16 protein-coding genes and 1 pseudogene are annotated in these 19,344 nt (G+C 47.5%); all 17 read right to left on the minus strand.

Annotation, left to right across the window (positions count from 1 at the left end):
• Positions 1 to 1,061: hypothetical protein (locus ACR2PX_RS04955; RefSeq protein ID WP_433998256.1), on the minus strand; the 1,061-nt coding region annotated here is incomplete at its 3' end.
• Positions 1,062 to 1,180: 119 nt separating this feature from the next.
• Positions 1,181 to 1,405, minus strand: a pseudogene (locus ACR2PX_RS04960) (IS701 family transposase); the annotation flags it as partial.
• A gap of 79 nt (positions 1,406 to 1,484) precedes the next feature.
• Complete coding sequence (gene ccmI, locus ACR2PX_RS04965) at positions 1,485 to 2,657, minus strand: c-type cytochrome biogenesis protein CcmI (RefSeq protein ID WP_433998257.1); 1,173 nt, start codon at positions 2,655 to 2,657, stop codon at positions 1,485 to 1,487.
• Positions 2,654 to 3,211, minus strand: a complete 558-nt coding sequence (locus ACR2PX_RS04970) for a cytochrome c-type biogenesis protein (RefSeq protein ID WP_433998258.1) — start codon at positions 3,209 to 3,211, stop codon at positions 2,654 to 2,656. The genes ccmI and ACR2PX_RS04970 overlap by 4 nt, the downstream gene beginning before the upstream one ends.
• Positions 3,208 to 3,750, minus strand: coding sequence for a DsbE family thiol:disulfide interchange protein (locus ACR2PX_RS04975; protein WP_433998259.1), 543 nt, complete (start codon positions 3,748 to 3,750; stop codon positions 3,208 to 3,210). The genes ACR2PX_RS04970 and ACR2PX_RS04975 overlap by 4 nt, the downstream gene beginning before the upstream one ends.
• Positions 3,747 to 5,783 (minus strand): heme lyase CcmF/NrfE family subunit, encoded by a 2,037-nt coding sequence (locus ACR2PX_RS04980; protein ID WP_433998260.1) that lies wholly within the window; start codon positions 5,781 to 5,783, stop codon positions 3,747 to 3,749. The genes ACR2PX_RS04975 and ACR2PX_RS04980 overlap by 4 nt, the downstream gene beginning before the upstream one ends.
• Positions 5,783 to 6,334 carry a cytochrome c maturation protein CcmE gene (gene ccmE / locus ACR2PX_RS04985; RefSeq protein WP_433998261.1) on the minus strand — a complete coding sequence of 184 codons (552 nt, stop codon included), beginning with the start codon at positions 6,332 to 6,334 and terminating at the stop codon, positions 5,783 to 5,785. The genes ACR2PX_RS04980 and ccmE overlap by 1 nt, the downstream gene beginning before the upstream one ends.
• Positions 6,331 to 6,648, minus strand: a complete 318-nt coding sequence (ccmD, locus tag ACR2PX_RS04990) for a heme exporter protein CcmD (protein ID WP_433998262.1) — start codon at positions 6,646 to 6,648, stop codon at positions 6,331 to 6,333. The genes ccmE and ccmD overlap by 4 nt, the downstream gene beginning before the upstream one ends.
• A gap of 5 nt (positions 6,649 to 6,653) precedes the next feature.
• Complete coding sequence (locus ACR2PX_RS04995; protein WP_433998263.1) at positions 6,654 to 7,403, minus strand: heme ABC transporter permease; 750 nt, start codon at positions 7,401 to 7,403, stop codon at positions 6,654 to 6,656.
• 45 nt (positions 7,404 to 7,448) lie between these two features.
• Positions 7,449 to 8,141 (minus strand): heme exporter protein CcmB, encoded by a 693-nt coding sequence (ccmB, locus tag ACR2PX_RS05000; RefSeq protein ID WP_433998264.1) that lies wholly within the window; start codon positions 8,139 to 8,141, stop codon positions 7,449 to 7,451.
• Positions 8,138 to 8,797 (minus strand): cytochrome c biogenesis heme-transporting ATPase CcmA, encoded by a 660-nt coding sequence (ccmA, locus tag ACR2PX_RS05005; protein ID WP_433998282.1) that lies wholly within the window; start codon positions 8,795 to 8,797, stop codon positions 8,138 to 8,140. The genes ccmB and ccmA overlap by 4 nt, the downstream gene beginning before the upstream one ends.
• Before the next feature lie 571 nt (positions 8,798 to 9,368).
• Positions 9,369 to 10,847 carry an N-6 DNA methylase gene (locus ACR2PX_RS05010; RefSeq protein ID WP_433998265.1) on the minus strand — a complete coding sequence of 493 codons (1,479 nt, stop codon included), beginning with the start codon at positions 10,845 to 10,847 and terminating at the stop codon, positions 9,369 to 9,371.
• Positions 10,847 to 11,884, minus strand: coding sequence for a PDDEXK nuclease domain-containing protein (locus ACR2PX_RS05015; RefSeq protein WP_433998266.1), 1,038 nt, complete (start codon positions 11,882 to 11,884; stop codon positions 10,847 to 10,849). Before ACR2PX_RS05015 ends, ACR2PX_RS05010 begins: the two co-directional genes overlap by 1 nt.
• On the minus strand, positions 11,884 to 12,990 hold the full coding sequence (locus ACR2PX_RS05020) for a hypothetical protein (RefSeq protein ID WP_433998267.1): 1,107 nt from the start codon (positions 12,988 to 12,990) through the stop codon (positions 11,884 to 11,886). The genes ACR2PX_RS05015 and ACR2PX_RS05020 overlap by 1 nt, the downstream gene beginning before the upstream one ends.
• A 6-nt stretch (positions 12,991 to 12,996) precedes the next feature.
• On the minus strand, positions 12,997 to 14,604 hold the full coding sequence (locus tag ACR2PX_RS05025) for a restriction system-associated AAA family ATPase (protein WP_433998268.1): 1,608 nt from the start codon (positions 14,602 to 14,604) through the stop codon (positions 12,997 to 12,999).
• Positions 14,601 to 16,340 (minus strand): restriction endonuclease subunit S, encoded by a 1,740-nt coding sequence (locus tag ACR2PX_RS05030; protein WP_433998269.1) that lies wholly within the window; start codon positions 16,338 to 16,340, stop codon positions 14,601 to 14,603. Before ACR2PX_RS05030 ends, ACR2PX_RS05025 begins: the two co-directional genes overlap by 4 nt.
• Positions 16,337 to 19,144: a DEAD/DEAH box helicase family protein gene (locus ACR2PX_RS05035; protein ID WP_433998270.1), complete on the minus strand. Its 2,808-nt coding sequence runs from the start codon at positions 19,142 to 19,144 to the stop codon at positions 16,337 to 16,339. Before ACR2PX_RS05035 ends, ACR2PX_RS05030 begins: the two co-directional genes overlap by 4 nt.
• Between the last annotated feature and the right edge of the window lie 200 nt (positions 19,145 to 19,344).

Consider the following 19,344-nt stretch of genomic DNA (forward strand, 5'->3'; position numbering starts at 1 on the left):
TGCTGTGTTTCAGCCGCCCCCTGCGCGTGCATATTCTGATGCCACTGCTGCATGTTGGCCTGGTTATATGGGCTGTTCTTCAGATTTTGTTGAACTTGGTTATTTACGGTATTCCGGATGTTGTTAAATGCTTGCTGGGCATTTTTCTGACTTTGTTTGATAGCATTTTGCATCTGGTTATACCGCTCTTGAGCCAGCCTTCTGTCAGCGTCTATAGCTCTTGAGTTACGGCCGTAACATCGGGGACCAGGACAAGGATTAGGAGAAGCCATTCCAGGAGGGCCGAATTGAGTGCCAGTGTAACGATCCTGTACAGCGAGGTTGGCGTTGGCTCCTGGTAGAGGAAAAGATGAGGGGTGAGTGTTTGTGTTGAGGGTCAATTTTTGCAGTTCAATCTGTTTTGCCAGAAGAAAGCTAATGTTTTTATAGGTTTGTATTTGCTGTTTATTTCCGGTGAAGACTTCTTCTTGCCAATGGTCCCAATCTCTCTCAACCTGCCACCAGGGAGTATGCCCTGATAGCTTTACAATACTGATGAAGGTCATTAGCAGCAGACTGTCATCATGCTCGACCTGAATAGCTTGGAGGGATTGCAGGGTTTTTTCTGCCAATAAGGTATGCTGGGTCGGAATACCTGCCAACCAATAGTAAAGCAACGTAATACTGGATGTTTGAGAGTCCGCCTTGAGGTGCTGGCGGTACTCCTCCATAAAATGGCAGAACAGCTGGGCGCTGGTTAGCCAGTATTCCGGTGTGGGAGAAAGGCTGGACAGAAAGCTGCAGCCGTCGGTGTCTGTCAGCCAGAGGTAACGCAAAACCAGAAGCGTGAAAGTGGCTTCATCTTCTGAGTATCGTTTCAGCAGGCTCTCCAAACCAAGCCTGGCATCCTGAACTCTCAGGTCTTCGAGGTCAGTTTGTATGGTTTGGTATTCTGGCCACCATGAGGGCGAAGTGTTGTTATAAAGTTTGTCCAGATCTGTGAAAGAAGCGTTGGCCAGAGCCATAGGCCCCATGAATAGAGCTAAACAGAAAACAAAGAATGCCCGACTTCTGGAGAGCACCAGCGATCCTTAGAGATTAATAAATGTCTGAAATAAAGTAGACGGGTACAGGCAGGCTGCAAGCCTTTTCGACGGGAATGTTTTCTACATCCTTATCAGCCGATTCAGTTACTTAAGACTTACGCATTGATGGTACCTGCTAATTTTGGTAACAGGTGATCTTTGTCCTTTGCAAAACTCTCAATACATTGACCAACTGTCTCTTTAAACAGCTCACTTCGAACCTGAAAATACTCGATATCACAAACTTGTTTGATCGCTCTGTGATACTGCTCAATTTTCCAGTGCTGATCATGGATCAGAATGAAGCCGTCGCGTTGGAAAGGCGTATCCTCTGGCAAAAACTCAGAGGAAAAATAGAGAAGGGAACCGCTCAGTCAGGTGACTGAGCGGTAAAGCTTGAGAAGTTATCGAAATAAGTTGTCAGCTGGCAGGTGAAATTCGTAACTGGATAACACCGTTATCTTTGATTTTCACGTCACGTACTTCCGCTTGATAATCAGCCTTGGTGGCATCGCCTGAAAGCGTGATTCGAGCAACGACATCCAGACTTTCTGCATCGGACAGACTGCCTGAGCCCATCATCATCGCGGCATTGTCATCCAGAATCACTTCTTTGGGAAGGTCACCAACCTGCAGGGGAATCGCCGCAATAGGAGGCTTTCTAGCCCCGCTTTCACGGGCAAATACAATCACCCTAGCATCGGCAGGCAGGTTATTGAGCTCAGGCGCCAGTTCGACATTAATCCTGAGTTCTGCCACCGTTTCGCCCATCAGCTTACGCGCTTTGGCAATACCGGCAGACAACGACTGTCGGGCAACCATGTCATTCTCAAAAGAGATTGCCTGGGTCCAGGCTTGAACAGCCTGTTTGTAGTCTTCCTGTTCGAAAGCATCAATACCCTTGAGCCCTAACGCAGTCGTATTGCTTTCATCCTTGCTCAAAGCATCCTGATACAAACCACGCACTTCTCCATTGATCTGGTTACTGTTCGCCAGGAACAATACCTGAGCCAGTTGAGCCGCTGCCTGAGGGCTCCCTTCGGTGACCGTATAAAGCTTCTTATAGGCGTCAATCGCCTTATCAACCTCGCCCTTTGCCATATAGCGGCCGGCCAACATATACCAGGCTTGGGCGCTATCGGGTCGCTTGTCACTCCAGGCTTCCAGGGTTGAAATCATCTCCTCTTGGGAAACATCCGGGTTCATCATTATTTCAGCCACAGACAATTCGGTCTGGGCGCCCAGATGAAGATAAACCGGTACCGCCATAGCAGGAATCAGCACGGCCAGAAAAAGAGCCAGTCCTCTATTACTGTTGCTGGTATAACTGTGCTTGTCTTCCTTATCGACAACATCTTCGAGCAGTTTCTTTTCCAGTTCCGTACGGATCAGCTCAGCATCTTCAACTGTGATTAATCCTTGCTCCAGCTGTTTTTTCAGCTCGGCTTCCTGTTCCTTGAAATAAGCAATGTTAGAAGCCTTGTCCGAAACATCCTGATCCGTGGTGCGTCGGCTGCGAAACCACAACGGCAGCACCACCAGAGAGAGTCCACTGAGGGTTAGTATTGCGGCGATTATCCAGAACTGCGTCATTTATCTTTACCACCCAGTATCTTATCCAGTTCGGCTTTATCCTCTTCATCCAGAGTTTCATCTTTTGTCTCGGGACGATGCTGTTTAAGGAGCCTGAACAGTATGAAAACGCCCAGCAACAGAAGCATCAAAGGACCAAACCAAAGCGCTATGGTGCGGGCGTCCACTCTGGGTTTATAGAGTACAAAGTCACCGTACCGATCCAGCATGAACTGGATCACAGTGTCATCATCGGCCTTTTCTTCAATGATCATACGGTGCACTTCACGACGCAGATCCTGAGCGATAGGCGCATTGGAATCAGCAATAGACTGATTCTGGCACTGAGGGCAGCGCAGCTTTTCATTCAACCTGAAAAACTGCTCCTGTTGCTCTGGAGAGTCGAACTGATAGTTTTCAATGACTCCCGCTCTGGCCGTGAAACTGACCAGCAACACAGCGACAAACACCACCAGCCCCAATGCCTTCAGAGAAAGAGCGACACTTGCAGATTTAAACAGCCTTGAGCCCGGTTTAAACAGCCTTGAGCGTCTGAAAAAATAGTCTAGAGTCATTTCACCAACTCCTTCTGCAGAGCATCATACCGAGGCTTGAGATCGCCTTTCCAGACGCGGTCGTCAATGATCCCGATGTGCTTGTAACGAATCACACCCTTCTTGTCGACCAGGAAGGTTTCCGGAGCACCATAGACCCCCAGATCCAGCCCAAGCCTGCCGCTCTTATCAACAATATTGAACAGGTAAGGATCTTCCAGACGATCCAGCCATTCCAGTGCACCCTCACGCTCATCCTTGTAGTTAACACCGACAATATTGATGCCTTGGCGGGAAAGCTTCATCAAATAAGGATGCTCTACCTTGCAGGCAGGACACCAGGAGCCCCAGACGTTCAGTAGCAGAACTTTGCCTTTCAAGCCTTCTTCTGTGACCGTCTCTCCCGGATTCTTCAGCTTTTCAAGGCTGAACTGGGGCAGAGGTTTATCCAACAACATAGAAGGCAATTCACTTTTATCTTCCATGAACAAACCGACATAAAGCAACACACAGAAAATCAGAAAAAACGTTAATGGTAAAAACAGTTTCCAGCGCTTCACGCCTGACCTCCTGTCGTGATGCCCTGATCATTCCCGGTCTCCTGGGACGGACTTTTATTGCCCATTAACGCATCCTTTTTTCGGCTCAAGGCTGTCTTTTTCTTGAGACGAACACGATAACGCTTATCGGAAATCGCCAGCAAGCCACCCAGCGCCATGAAAATGGAACCTAACCAGATAAGACGAACATAGGGCTTAACATAGAGACGAACAGCCCAGCTGTCTCCGCCCAGAGGCTCACCCAGAGCCACATAGAGATCCCGGGTTAAGCCTGGATCAATAGCGGCCTCAGTCATCGGCATGTTCTGAACGGTATAGACACGTTTTTCAGGCTTCAGTAATGCAATCTGTTTCTGATCCTTGAAGACACTGATCAAGCCGTAGTCCGCGACAAAATTTGGTCCCTGGCGCTGACTCACTCCATCAAAGCGGAAGACATATTCACCCACCTCAGCAGAGTCGCCCGGACTCATTCGCAGATCTTTCTGATCGCTGTAACCAGACGTCAGTGCTACACCAATAAAGGTCACAGCCAGACCCAGATGAGCCATTTGCATGCCGTAATAGGCAGGCTTGAGTTTTGTCAGGCCCTTCAGCAAACCCGCATTACGGGTTTTGTTACGAACATCCTTAGCAATGATCAGTACGATCCAGAATACGAGCCCCACTGCCAGCGCTTCGCTGACCAGAAAACGATCCCCATAAAGGAAGCTGAAGACAATGCCACCAACCAAAGACACTACAAAGATCCACCGCACCTGCTGCTTCAGCCAGCTGACAGAGCCCTTTTTCCAGTTCACCAGAATACCGATACCCAGACAGGCTGCCAGCAGCATGGAGAGCGGAATAAACAGCAGATTAAAGTAGGGAGGGCCTACCGAAATCATCCCCATATCCAGAGCATCCAGCAACAATGGGAACATGGTACCCAACAATACGGTGGCGCAACTGGTCACCAGAATAATGTTATTAAGCAGCAACAGGGTTTCGCGGGATAACAGAGAGAAGCTGATCTTACTTCTCACTTCCGGTGCCCTGAAGGCAAACAATGTCAATGAAGCACCCACAACCACCAGCAGATAGCCAAGGATAAACAGACCACGCTGTGGATCACTGGCAAATGCATGCACAGACGTCAGTACGCCTGAACGCACCAGGAAGGTACCAAACAGACTCAGAGAGAATGTGGTGATCGCCAGCAACAACGTCCAGCTTTTGAACAGTCCCCGCTTTTCGGTCGTTGCCAGAGAGTGGATCAGAGCGGTACCAGTCAACCAGGGCATCAGGGAAGCGTTTTCCACCGGATCCCAGAACCACCAGCCACCCCAGCCAAGTTCGTAGTAAGCCCACCAGCTTCCCAGAGAAATACCGGCAGTCAGGAAACACCATGCGACGGTCGTCCAGGGTCGAGCCCAGCGAGCCCAGGCACTGTCCAGCTGTCCACCCAGCAATGCGGCAATAGCAAACGCAAACGCTACAGCAAAACCCACATAGCCCATGTAAAGCATGGGAGGGTGAACAATCATACCCAGATCCTGCAACAACGGATTCAAGTCAGAACCATCAGCAGGAGGGAATGGCAGAATGCGGGTAAACGGATTAGACGTCAGCAGGATAAACAACATAAAGCCAACGCTGATCATCCCCATAACCGCCAGAACTCGTGCAGAAAGCTCCGGAGGCAGTTTACTACTGCGCAACGCAACGACCTGCCCCCAACCGGTCAGGGTCAGAATCCAGAGCAACAGTGAGCCTTCATGACCACCCCAGACGGCGGTGACCTTGTAGTACACAGGCAATAAAGAGTTTGAGTTACTGGCTACATACTGGACTGAAAAATCATCCGAGACAAAAGCAAAAACCAGACACAGGAACGATAACAGGACAAAAGCGAACTGACCGGTGGCCAGTGTTTTCCCGGTAGCCATCCAGTTCAGTCGGCCATTGTAGCTGCCTACCAGCGGTATAATGCTTTGCAGCAATGCCAGACAGGTGGCCAGTATCAGGGCAAATAGCCCCAGTTCAGGATTCATTACTTGCTCTCCGATGGTTGAGGCTGAAGGCTCTCAACGGGTTGAGTACTCTCCTGTTGGTATGATGGGGTGTCATAAGCTTTATCTGACTGATCGCCTGACTTCGTACCATGAGCCTTGTCGATGGCTTTCTGTACTTCTGGAGGCATATAGTTTTCATCATGCTTGGCCAGCAATTCCTCGGCTACAAAACGGCGGTTTTCATCCAGCTTTCCGGTGCCAACCAGTTTACCCGTCCCAACGATGCCCTGACCTTCCTTGAAAAGGTCTGGCAGGATACCGGTATATTCTACTTCCACTTCACCATCGCCATCACTAATGCGAAAAGTGACTTTCAGGCTGTTCGGGTCACGCTTGACGCTACCTGGCACCACGACGCCACCACCACGAATCTTCTGACCTATGGGGGCTTCACCACGGGCCATCTGCGCGGGAGAAAAGTAATGATTGATATTTTCCTTGAGGGCGAACAGGGCCAGAGCCACAGCAATACCGACGCCGGCCACCAGCAAAAGGACTAATAATAAACGCTGCTTACGAACTGGATTCATTCCACCTCTCCCTCTCGGACACCCTGATCTTTAATACTGAGTCTATTTTTCTGCTGACTGGTTACTTTGTTTTTATTGTCACCAGAGGCTTTTTTTGCGCTCTGTTGTCTGTCAGCCCTGGAGCGGTTATGGCTCCGGTTTCTCGATTGATTACTGCGCACCTGGCGCTGAATCTGCGCTACGATCCGTTTTCTGGCCCGTAACGGGGAAATAATGTTATAGGCAATAATCAGCAGACCAATGCCGTAAGTCGACCACACGTAAACGCCGTGGCCTTCCATATGTATCAAACTGGCCAGATTTTCAAAATACATATTTCTCAGTTCTCCAGCCCGGCCACTACGGTCTTGTGAACCCATTTGGTTCGACGCTCGCGATCCAGTATCTCGGTTCTCAAACGAAGAATAAGGATCACGGTAAAAAACAGATAAAAAGCCGCAATACTGATCAGCAACGGCCAAAGCATCTCAGGCGCCATGGACGGTTTTTCAGTCAGCTTAAGAGTGGCACCTTGATGCAAGGTATTCCACCACTGAACCGAGAACTTGATAATGGGGATATTGATGACCCCGACAAGCGTCAGAATGGCACAGGCTCTTGCTGCTGTATTGGTATTTCTGATGGCTCCACGAAGCGCTATCACTCCCATGTAGAGAAACAACAGAATCAGCATGGACGTCAGCCTGGCATCCCACACCCACCAGGTACCCCAGGTTGGCTTACCCCAGATGGCACCGCTGATCAGAGCCAGAAGACAGAATGAAGCGCCGATAGGTGCACAGCACTTCAGTGCCATATCAGCCAGCTTCATTTTCCACACCAGGGTCACCACACCGGCACAGGCCATCATGACGTATATGGCGGATGCCAGAAAAGCAGTCGGCACATGCAGGAAAATAATCCGATAACTATTACCCTGCAGGTAGTCTGGCGGAGTAAACATCAGGCCCCAGATCAAACCGGTTGCCATCAGCAGAGCTGCCAGAATGGCCAACCAGGGCAACCACTTGCCACTGATCTCGTAAAACCATTTGGGCGAACCCATTTTGTGAAAAAAAGTCCAGTTCATTATTTACTCTACCGTGACTCGTTCCTGTCGCTATTGGCCAACCGTTCAGCCGTCTGCAACTATTCTCAGTGATGCGGCTATCGCCAGGGGTGCCAGACACAACGCCAACATCAGCAATGCTGCCATCCACAGCAAGTGTCCTGAGTAGGACAGACCTTCTACCGCAGTCTGAACAGCACCTGTCCCGAAAATCAGGACAGGAATATACAGAGGTAAAGACAATAATGTCAGTAGTATTCCCCCCCTCTGTACACGCACTGTCAGAGCTGCGCCAATGCCCCCCGCAAGACTCATCAGGGGCGTACCCAACAGCAGACTCAGCATTAATGCAGGAAAAGCCTGCGTCGGTAAATGCAACATCAACGCCAGTAGTGGGGCCATAACAATCAGTGCCACACCGGTGGTCAGCCAGTGCGCAAAAATTTTAGCCAACACCAGCAAAGGTAATGGGTGTGGCGATAACAATAACTGGTCCAGCGAGCCGTCTTCCTGATCACTTCTGAACAGGGAATCCAGAGAAAGAAGCACGGCAAGTAACGCTCCAATCCAGACAATGCCACCTGCCAGTTGAGACAAGAGTTCCCTTTCAGGAGCAACCCCTAAAGGAAACAGACTCGCTACCATCAAATAAAAAGCGACCGGATTCAAGGTCTGACCCGGTGTCCGAAAGGCCAGAACCAGGTCTCTTTTGACCAATCCCAGAAAAGCCCTGCTGCCCTGCAATGAAGTACTACTCATAGCCAGGCCTCCGACTCTTCGTGACCTGCCTCTTCATCGGGCGCAGTATACAACTCCAAACGAAGCTTTCTGACCCGGTCAGACAGCCTGGACAGGCTCTGATGACTGGTCATCATTACCGCACCATCGTTTTCAATATGTCGGGCCAGCAACTGTTCAAGCCAGGCTACCCCATCCACATCAATGGCAGTAAAAGGTTCATCAAGAATCCAGAGCGGGGTTGTTGACAGAGAAAGATCGGCCAGGGCAACCCTTCTATGCTGCCCGGCAGAAAGCTGTCCACAGGGCACCTCTTCATACCCTGCCAGGCTCACCTGCTCCAGGGCAGAAAACACGGATTGTTCAGAGTAACGTTCATTGCGAAGGCTTGAACGCCAGAGAATATTCTCTATCGGAGTGAGCTCAGTTTTAACCGCAGGTTTGTGGCCGAAGTAAAAAGTTGACAGCCGAAAGTCTGCATAGACTCTGGAAAGCTTCTGTCCCCGCCAGAGCACTTGCCCCCGGTAATCACCGGAAAGGCCTGCCAGCACTCTTAAAAACGTCGTTTTTCCCGCCCCGTTGCAGCCTTCTATCTGCAACAGTTCGCCGGGTGACAGTTGAATGGAAAGGTTTGAAAAAAGAACTCGATCGTCTCGTTCACACCTCAGCTTCGCCACTTCGAGCAAGTCGTTTCCCTTAAAATCGGTCAGTCAATCGGGCAATCCAAAGCTTAAGGGTCTCTCGGACTCCTTAACTCTGGACCCTTTTACAGCTGATATTTTTAAAAGCATTGTTACGCTTGGCGCCTAAGACAACTGTTCAAAAAATACTCTATACCCATTGAATTTCAAGATGCTACTAGGCGACAAGAGAGCGAATCCCCGTGAGCCTACGAATAGTAGGTGATCGGGGTGAGCGAACGCTGACAACAACGTAGCATCTTGAAAGGCGATGGGTATAAAAGCCATAAAGTCGGGCAGGATTATATCTAAAAAACCGTTTATTCCGAAGTAATTAACGATCAGAATCAGGTAAATCCCTCAGCATTGACCTGCATCAAGTACTGTCCAGCTTTCTTCCCAGGCTTTTCCACCCCACCCATTTGAGAGGAACAAGGAAAACGACCATGTAATACCGTTTACTATGAAAATGCCGCTATTTCGGGCTCTGTAGTCATTTTTATAGTTCCGGTTGAGCGGCATTTCCGGCCATGACTGTTTAAGGTAAAGTCAATAATTACTGGTGTATCTATACTTCGAAGCTTGTTGCTGGCAACCCTTCTGCCACATCCCTGAACGAAGCCAGGGCAGCCTCAAGATGATCAATGATTTCCTGTTGCAGGATGGCGGGTGGCGGCAAGTTGTCCAGATTATCCAGGCTGTCGTCCTTTAGCCAGAAAATATCCAGGCTGGTTTTATCCCTGGCGGCCAGTTCTTCATACTCAAAGAATTTGAATCGTTCGGTTTCTTTCCGATCCGCTCTGCTATCAGGGTTATAACACTGAATAAAATCCTGAAGATCATTGAGAGTTAATGGCCGCTGCTTCAGGGTGAAGTGTTTATTGGTTCGCAGGTCGTAATACCAGATGCCTTTGGTATGTGTTTTTCCGTCACGTGGCGCGTTGTCAAAAAATACAACATTGGCCTTTACACCGTTCGCGTAAAAAATACCGGTTGGCAAGCGCAGGATGGTATGCACATTACAGTTTTTTAACCATTTTTTGCGAATACGCTCACCCACTCCGCCTTCAAACAGTACATTGTCGGGTAAAACGACGGCTGCCTGCCCGGAAGTCTTGAGCATGGAAACAATATGTTGAAGAAAATTCAGCTGTTTGTTGGTGGTGGTCGCCCAAAAATCCTGGCGCTCATAGGTCAGGGAGTCCTTGTCTTCTTTTTTGTTCTCCTGCTTTTCCTCGTTGGTGATGGTCATGCTGCTCTTTTTGCCAAAAGGTGGGTTGGCCAGAACATAGTCCACCTTCTTTTCTGGTGCCTTCAACAATGCATCAGCCCGAGCTACGCTGGGTTCTCCTTCAATATCACCAATATTGTGCAGGAATAGATTCATCAGGCAGAGACGGCGGGTAGAAGGGACAATCTCATTGCCGTAAAAGGTGTCATCCCTAAGAAACTTTTTCTGTTTGGTATTGAGTTTTTGTTCGGAAATCCAGTTATAGGCACTCAAGAAGAATCCACCGGTACCACAGGCCGGGTCGGCAATGGTCTTCATAGGTTTTGGCTGTACACATTCCACCATGGCATCAATAATGGCACGGGGCGTAAAGTACTGCCCTGCACCACTCTTGGTATCTTCTGCGTTTTTTTGCAGCAAGCCTTCGTACAGATCACCCTTGGTGTCGGAGTCCATACCCAGCCACTGTTCGCCATCAATCATTTTGACGATACGGGCCAACTTGGCCGGGTCCGGAATCTTGTTTTCAGCCTTATGGAAAATCGCCCCCAGCATGCCCGGTTCACCGCCCAGTTTCTTTAAAACATGACGGTAGTGATCTTCCAGCTTTTCACCGGTTTTATTACATAAGGTCGTCCAGTTATGAGTGACAGGAACTTGAGTGTCTCGCTCATAGGGAGGTTCAGAATATTCATGGGCCATTTTCAGAAACAGCAAATAGGTCAGCTGTTCCAGGTAATCGCCATAGCCCACACCATCGTCACGGAGAGTATGGCAGTAGTTCCAGACCTTTTGCACCAGGGAGGATGCGTTCATTAATCAGTTTCCTTAAGCACATACTTCTTGTGTGCTTCGTCAATGGCGCGTTGCAAGCGGGTGTGCAGCACTTCGCGTTCAGGCAATACGGTTAAATATTCCGCCACATGAATACCGGCATCATCCAGTTGCAGCAGTTCAATCTGTTCTTTGCGGTTTTCGGCACAGAGAATAATGCCCAGAGGTGGCTCTTCACCGGGCTGGCGCTCGTGCTGGTCGAGCCAGCGAAGGTAGAGTTCCATCTGCCCTTTGTAATGGGCCTTGAAACGGCCGATCTTTAAATCCACCGCCACCAGCTGTTTCAGCTGACGGTTGTAGAACAACAGGTCTATATAGAAGTCATCACCGTCGATCTGAATCCGCTTTTGCCGGGCGATAAAGGAAAAACCGGCACCCAGTTCCAGCAGAAAACTTTCAAGGTCGCGCAGAATAGCGTCTTCAAGATCTTTTTCAAGGTAATGATCGTTCAGCTGCAGAAAGTCCAGCACATAAGGGTCTTTCAGTACCAGGCTGGGCTCAAGACGGTTCTTCGCAGCCAGGGTTTGCAGCTCTTTCTCAATCAGTTTTTCCGGCTTTTTGGAGAGCGCGGTTCGCTGATAGAGCATAGAGTCAACCCCCTCCCCCAGTTCCCGTACGCTCCAGCCTTCAATGCGGCACATTTGTGCGTAAAACTCCCGCTGCAGCGGGTCTTTCATAGGGATCAGGGTAATAAAATGGGTCCAGCTCAATTGTCGCATCAGTGATACGACAATATCCTGCTCTGGAAAAACTTCGGCAAACTGCATCATCCGCCGCAGCTGCTTATCCGAAAAGCCCCGGCCAAACTCTTGGGTGAGCTGTTTAGCGAGAGAAACCACTACCTGTTTGCCATACTTGGCTCGTTCACCGCCCAGCACTTCCTGATTGATGCGGTGGCCGATTTGCCAGTACATGAAAGTCAGGGAGGCATTGACTGCTGCAGATGCTTTTTGGCGGGAGTCGGTGATGAGCTCACGGATGTCACTGAATAAAACCGGATCCAAAACGGATTGCCCCATTAAGCTATCTCCTCAAGATCAATACCCAGTACAGCATCACGAATTAGGTTAACAACTCTCGGTTCCTCTGCATCATACTTTGTGAGGAGAAATTCGAACACATATGGCTCGAGAAAATTTACACCAACCTTATGATCTTCAACTTGATCCTCATAGTAACGTGCCAAGACACCTCTAACTCCTTCAAAATCAAGAGCTGGAGAAATATCACGATCACGTCTCCTTCTGGCGCATTTATCAGTAAAGACTCTCAACCATGTAGTAAAATATTGGTTCAATGCATCGCGTTTATAACGCTCGCGAATAGAAAAAACTTCATCCCAAGCTGCTATTTCTGGCCTAGCAGGAATAAATGCGATATCCCAGTCAGGTTTTGGTGGGCTTGTTTGGTTGTCTAACGAACTGCTTGTTAGTGAAACTTCAATAGTGACATTACCATAAGGGTCAAAAGCAGGCCTTAAGTTACTCTGCTCATCCAATAGCAAGTTTTTATCTTCTTTAAAGTCACGATTGCAGCAGCGGCACATGGGGACAAGATTCCTCATATTGACAGCTGAGAAAGGATACTCACTCTTGGAGAGATAATGGTCTTGATCTTGAGCAGTTTCGGCAGGATTCATCAGGCGCTCAAGCCCACAAAATATGCAGAACTTATTATCAATAGAGTTGAAAACTATTTGATACTGCCTTTCTCTAATTTTGAAGTCAGTGAGCTTTTCATAGGAAAACACAAACAAGTCGCGTGCTTTTTCGTGGGCAAGAGGAAAGCGTTGTCTAATTGAAATGGGGGCTAGTTGATTGCTTAGCAATTCAGGTATTTGATTTTGTCTTTCCAAAGCGGTTAATACATCTAATCGCTCTTGAGAGGTTAACAGCTTAACTTTTTCACTATAATCATAGAGTCTATCTCTAATGCCAGTTCTTCTCTGAATTTTTATTTTCTGTTCGTCAGTGAGTGATGACGGCATGATATCTATCCAGCAAGCCTGACTTTTCGTTATTGGATTGTTATCAATAATTCTTTGATGTACGGCTCGAACAAGCGAGACCAAAGCATCATGAAGCCAGTTTTCTTGAGTCGCACTGATAGGGTAACAAGCTAACACTTTGAATTACTTCCTTGTTTTAAGCATTCTAATTCTGTCTGCAAGATACATGCGTTCAACAGAATCCCCCAGGCCACTCATGGCTTGCTTTATTTCATCAATGCTGTCAGATTGCAGAAGGTGTTCAATTTCAACTTTTGGTAGATCTGACATAGGCGGTGAGATTTTAAAACACTCTTCTAGAATTGTGTCAAATGTGCTGCCGTAGGTTTCAATATTGGGCAACCTTACTGCTAAGTTGTCGCTATCTTTGTTGAATATCAGTACGTTTTCAGACTTCATGTCTGAGGGTACAAATGGAGCATGTGTTGTAATCAGGCAATCTTGCTGTGCAGGTTTAGAGTTTTCAATTCTCTTTCCAGTGGCTGTAGGAAGATTTAATAAATTTGATAGAAATTCAACACGCCATCTAGGATTAAAGTGGCTCTCTGGCTCATCTAATAAGAAAAGCACATTTGGGAATGAGGCCATGCACACAGTTCCAAGTAATTGCGCCAATTGATGCTCACCATCGGAAAGCGAAACATAATCTATATTTTTCTTACTCTTTTTTGAAATAAATTCTACACGTTCAAAGCGGAATACTTTGTGATCATCAAAAGGTTCTGGAAGTCGAGTTGAAAACTTCCTACTTACTATTCCTCTATTAAAAGCTGTACGAGCTGCCTTGGGAATAATTAAATCATTCAGCATGGCTAGTTTGTGGAAGCAAGAATAAAGGTCTAAGGCGCCATCTTTCCAGTAATAATTAAAAGCTTTATATGTTTCACTCCCAACGAAAAAATCGAATTTATATATCTTCTTAGCTAGATCGACTTGGAAGGTTGTCGAGCATTTTTTTAGGTAGTCGATATAGTTTTGTAGTTCATCGGTGACTTCGACTCCTTTTTTACCAGGTGCTTGAGCATGGTTGAGCTGTATAACGCACCGAAAAGAATTAAGTGAAGATAAATTTAATTTTTCGAGAAGCGAACTTCTAACGGCGTCAGGATTAAGCAAGAGATTGGAAATTAGAACCTCAAGATTGGTTCCGTAGTCGATCAAAAGCATCCTAGTATCTTGGATTTTATGTGACTTCTTTTTCGGGTCTATCGCATTTTCGGTGACCTGCTTGGCATATCCCGCACGGCTAACAAAAAACGGAATACTGAGCGTTTCATTGTCTCCAGAAGTGTATCCAATCACTTTTGAAGGCAATAAACTTTTTATTGACTCAAGGTCCGTGTCTGGTATCAGTGACCAGCCATCCTCAGAAAATCGTTCTATAACAATAGATGCTTTTGTACTGCCGACTTTTCTCCTGAAAATTCTTACTTTTTCAGGGCAGTCATCTGGAACAGGTATATAATATTCAATCTCAAATTCGATATTGCCTGTATCATTGGCTTGCTCCTCTTCAGGTAGAAACCGGTGAAAAGTGGCCTGAAATATTTCAGCAATAATCTGCAATATCTGAGATTTACCTGTGCCGTTAGGTCCAATCAGACATAGCGGAGAAAATGAGTTTGTCAGCCCTGTTGGATCATCAATACCACTTCGGAAGTTAATATCGAGCCCATCCAGCAAGCCACCGCAGGTATCAGCTTTTATTATTTTTAGCCGTAGCAGTTTCATTGTTTAACCTTTTTAAATTTCATACTGCCGCTTTCTTCATCGAAGTATTGCTCGAACTTAGGTGACTTGTCTGCCAGTTCTGAGAATACAATGTCCTTGAGTTTTTCGTAGTCTGAGCCGAATTCTTTGCTTAACACATCGAAGTCAAAATTATTTTCTTTCAGGCTTTCTACCCAAGCGTGAAGGGCTTTCCTGCTGATACTTTTCATATTGGTAGATTTCTTTTTACTGTTTGATCTAGATGGTTTTGGGCGAGCTGCTCGTTCGACTTGAATTTTCTCCAATAAAACACTGGCAGGTTCGTCATCAGGATTTTGTGGCACCAGTTTACCTGAGAACGCATCTTTCAGGATATTTTTGCGCTGTGCTTGAGATTGAATAATTCTTTGTTCATTAGCTTCACTGGTAGCCTGTATTTTGCCAAAGGCATGAGCTAGTGATTCTTCAATAAGGTTAATTTCTTCAATGGGAGCAATGGGAATAACAAATGAACGTAACTTCTCTTGAGAAATATTTTTCATTGAAGCCTGATTACCAGATGCTGAGCCTTCTATCTGTTTTCGCCCTAATGGCCCTCTAAGGTATTGCAATATCCAGAATTTCAGCTGGCTCTCTGCAAATGAAACTCGCCAAATTTTATCGCTGAGCATTACATTTCGTGTAATTATTTCAGCGATAACGCATGCACCAACAAGTTCGGTTGTATTTGCTCTCGAGAAAAGAAAATCACCCTTTTTTACGAGAATTTCTGAATTCACATACTTTTCTATGACGCAAGTTTTGGACTCATTTTCGTCATATTCCCCCCATGTCACAGCACTGACTTTAACAACTCCATATTCATCGCCTTCTGGTGGGCGTTCAAGACATTTAAAACTTTTTCCTGCTTCAATTTTTGTGATTAGCTGATCCATTGTCGCCCAAACCCACCCCTCAGGCAGCTCCGACAATTCCGAAGTATCCGGTTGCACTGGCTCAGGATATTTCGCCTGCCAGTTTTTCGGGGGCTTTTTGTCTTTTTCTGCAAACTCGGCCAGTTTCTTCTGCTCCCAGCGCTGACGGCGTTCTTTGAGAATACGCTCAAGCAGTTGCTGACCGGTTTCAGTGATTTTACCCTGATTCTGTTCTCGCCACGGTGCAGTAAGCTGGCCTTCAACCGCACTTTTCAGCAGTGACTGACGATACTGGCTCAGTTTAATTTGAGCGGCTTTGAGTTCGGCTACGCCGTTATCCAGATCGGAGAGGAGTTCTTCGAGTTTTTCTATTATGCGGGTTTGTTCGCTTTCCGAGCAAACCACAAAAGGAAGTTTTTCAAGTGATGATTTAGTCAGCTTGAGACGTGTAGAACCGCTTACGTAATCACGATAATCAAGAATATTAAGCTGATGGCAAATAAACTGATTGAGGATTAAACCTTTTGGCCCACGAAGTATGTGCGCATGGTTGTTGACCCAGAACTTTCCTCGAATAATGTAAGCTTTGTCTTTGTATGGATCAAGAAAAGGTGCGCCATCTTCACCGACTAATACAGACTCTTCATTTGATAAATATTCATCAATCCAACCAACTTGACCTGTAGCACCATAATAAGGAAACAAGTTAGATTCAGTTTTTCCTTTAATTCTTTCTGCTCGTTCTGATGCATTTATTGGGCTTCTTTCATAATCGTGGATGTCAACAGCTTCCTTCAGCTGTATTCTTTTCCACCCCTCCGGCAACGCTTCTACTTCACTCACGCCACCAGCTCCTGATTCATTTCATTCATAATCGTATCCAGTTCCTTGCCAAACAGGTGAAACACCTTATGCAGCCCGCCTTTATCCACAAAAGGACTGAAGTCAAAATCATCTCGCTCTACACAGCAACTGGCGGCGATATGGTCTTTGATCAGTCGCAGCCACTCGGTTTGTTCTGAGCTAAAGGCAGTTTTGCGTTGGGCGTTATGGCGGAAGATCCATTGTTTAAAACGGGCATCCACCTGTTCGGCGAAGGGTTTTAATTCCTGCTCTTCTTGAGAGCCTTGCCCGGTGGCAAAGCGCACCAGGGCGATAATATCGGTCAGTTGTCGTTGTTGATTCTGGCCTTTGACCTTTTTTCTGTTCTTTTGATCCACTGTTTCCTGTACGCGGGCATAGGCGTTCCAGAGTTTTTCAGTAGTCAGCAACAGAGGTGGTTTGGCCAGGGCTTCATGCAGTTCTTCAATCATATCGAAGGTGAGCTGACGACGCTGATAAGGCTGGTCATAGAAAAAGCTCAGGGCTTCAATTTCATCTTTATGCTGTTCAATAAAATCGGTAAAAGTCTGGATCAGCTTTTTGGCATTGTCCTGGGCCTGCTGGCTGTAACCGGTAAACAGCACCTGATCGGTATTGATATGGTCGATAATCTGGTAACGGTCCCGCCGGGCGGATTCTATTTTCTCTCGCAGTTTCGGTTGGTCAAAAGGCTCACAGGCTTTCTGTACCAGCTGATCTTTAGCGGTTTGACGTTCCTGATCAGTCAGGGCGTCCTCGGTGCGGGCAATACCCTGTTCCTGTGCCGTTTTCAATGCCTGCTGGGTAATGGTGTCCGGGTCTATGGCTTTTAGCAGGTCTTTGGCCAGTTGCTGCACCGGCTTGCCGCTGGTTTTCTCAATCTCGGTCAGTTGTTTTTTATCCAGCTGTTTGGTGAGTCGGGTCAGGCGGTTGGCCAGGCTTTGCAGGCTGTCTTCATCCCGGTGACCCATGGCAACCCCTTGCAACAGGTCTTTCAGGGAGAGTGACGGGTTTTTCTCCAGCGGGCGGGTTTCCGTTTTCAGGGTTTTCTCGACACCCACGGCATCAATCAGTACAAAACGGTCTTTGTCGCTGGTGGCGCTGGCGCTGACTTTTCGTAAATCATCAAAACCCAGACTGCGCACGCCCCGGCCTTTCATCTGCTCGTAGTAACCCTTGCTGCGCACATCGCGCATAAACAGCAGGATTTCCAGGGGTTTCACATCGGTGCCGGTGGCGATCATATCCACGGTGACAGCGATACGCGGGTAGTGATCGATGCGGAAATCGTTGAGTACCGCATCCGGGTCTTTAGCGTTGTAAGTGACCTTTTTGCAGAACTCGTTGCTTTGGCCATAGGTTTCCCGCACCTCTTTAATAATGTCGTCAGCATGGCTGTCGGTTTTGGCAAAGATCAGGGTTTTCGGAACTTCTTTCCGGTTAGGGAATATGTTGGTTTCCACCGCCTGTTTCATGGCCCGAATCACCTGCCGAATCTGACTGGGATTGACCACGGAACGGTCCAGCTCTTTGCCAGTGTAACTGGTGTCTTCTTCGGTCTGCTGCCAGCTCTTTTTTCGGGACAGTTTATCCCGATGGTCGACCCACTCTTTGGCTTTCAGTTCAGCACCGGCTTTACTGATTTGGGTTTCAATCTCATAGACATCGTAGCCGACGTTGACGCCATCGAGCACAGAATCTTCGTAGCTGTATTGTGCGACCACGTTTTCCTTGAAGAAACCGTAAGTGCGTTTGTCCGGTGTGGCGGTAAGGCCAATCAGAAAGGCGTCGAAGTAGTCCAGCACCTGCTTCCACAGGTTGTAGATGGATCGATGGCATTCATCGACAATAATAAAGTCGAAGGATTCTACTGGAATAGCCGGATTGTATTGGACAAATTTGGCTTGCTGATTGTTTTGCCGGGTTTCGTGCAGGGATAGATCTTCCGCGCTGTCATCAATCTCCTGCCCGCTGAGAATCGAGTACATCCGTTGAATGGTGCAAATACACACCTCGGCCGCGCTGTCGATGGTGTTGCTGGCCAGCCGCTGGACAATATGGTTTTCGTGGAAGAAGGTTTCTTTCCCCTCCGGTTTATAGCCATGAAACTCCTGCTGTGCCTGCTTGCCCAGGTTACGGGTATCCACCAGAAACAGAATCCGTTTGGCTTCCCCGTATTTCAGCAGGCGATACACCGAGCTGATGGCGGTAAAGGTTTTTCCCGCGCCAGTGGCCATATGAATGAGTGAGCGTGGACGGTTTTCCGCCAGGGATTTTTCCAGCCCGGTAATGGCACTGATCTGACAGTCACGTAAACCGGCGGTCGGTAATTCCGGGATATTATTGACCAGCCGATGGCGCAGTGTATTCGATTGGCTGTGCCATTGCTGCAGGGTTTCCGGTTTAAAAAAGTGGAAAACCTCGCGGGCACGAGGGGCCGGATCGCGTAAATCGGTAAATTGAATCACTTGTCCGGTGGCTTCAAACAAAAAAGGCAAAGGTTCGCTGTCTTTACGCCATTTGATTTTACTGTGGGCATAACGGGTGGTTTGGCTTTCATGAATCAAGAGAATAGCTTGGTCTTTTTTCGCCTCAATGACACCAACAGGCTTACGGTTGACATATAGAATATAATCAGCTGGCCCCGAGTCGGTTGGGTGTTCTCGTACCGCGATTCCAGAGCTGGCTCCCAGGTTAATTTCCCGGTAGTTCTGAACCAACCATCCAGCCTGCTCCAGCTTCTTATCAATAGAATCTCTAGCTTGCTGCTCAGGTGCTTTATTCATAGGACAGATCCTTGTACCGCTTAATCCATGCTCAGGTCGGCTGGCACTATTCTCCCAGTGCTTGGCTTACAGATCAGAAATAAAAGACAGCCATAGATTACTGAACTTTTTTGAAAATGTATCTAACTAAAACGTATCTGTACCTTCCTGACAATTCCTCAATGGCTCTATTGTGCGGCAGAATGCCTGGAAGGCTTTCA

The sequence above is a fragment of the Endozoicomonas sp. genome (assembly GCF_051008435.1).
GTDB lineage: Bacteria > Pseudomonadota > Gammaproteobacteria > Pseudomonadales > Endozoicomonadaceae > Endozoicomonas_A.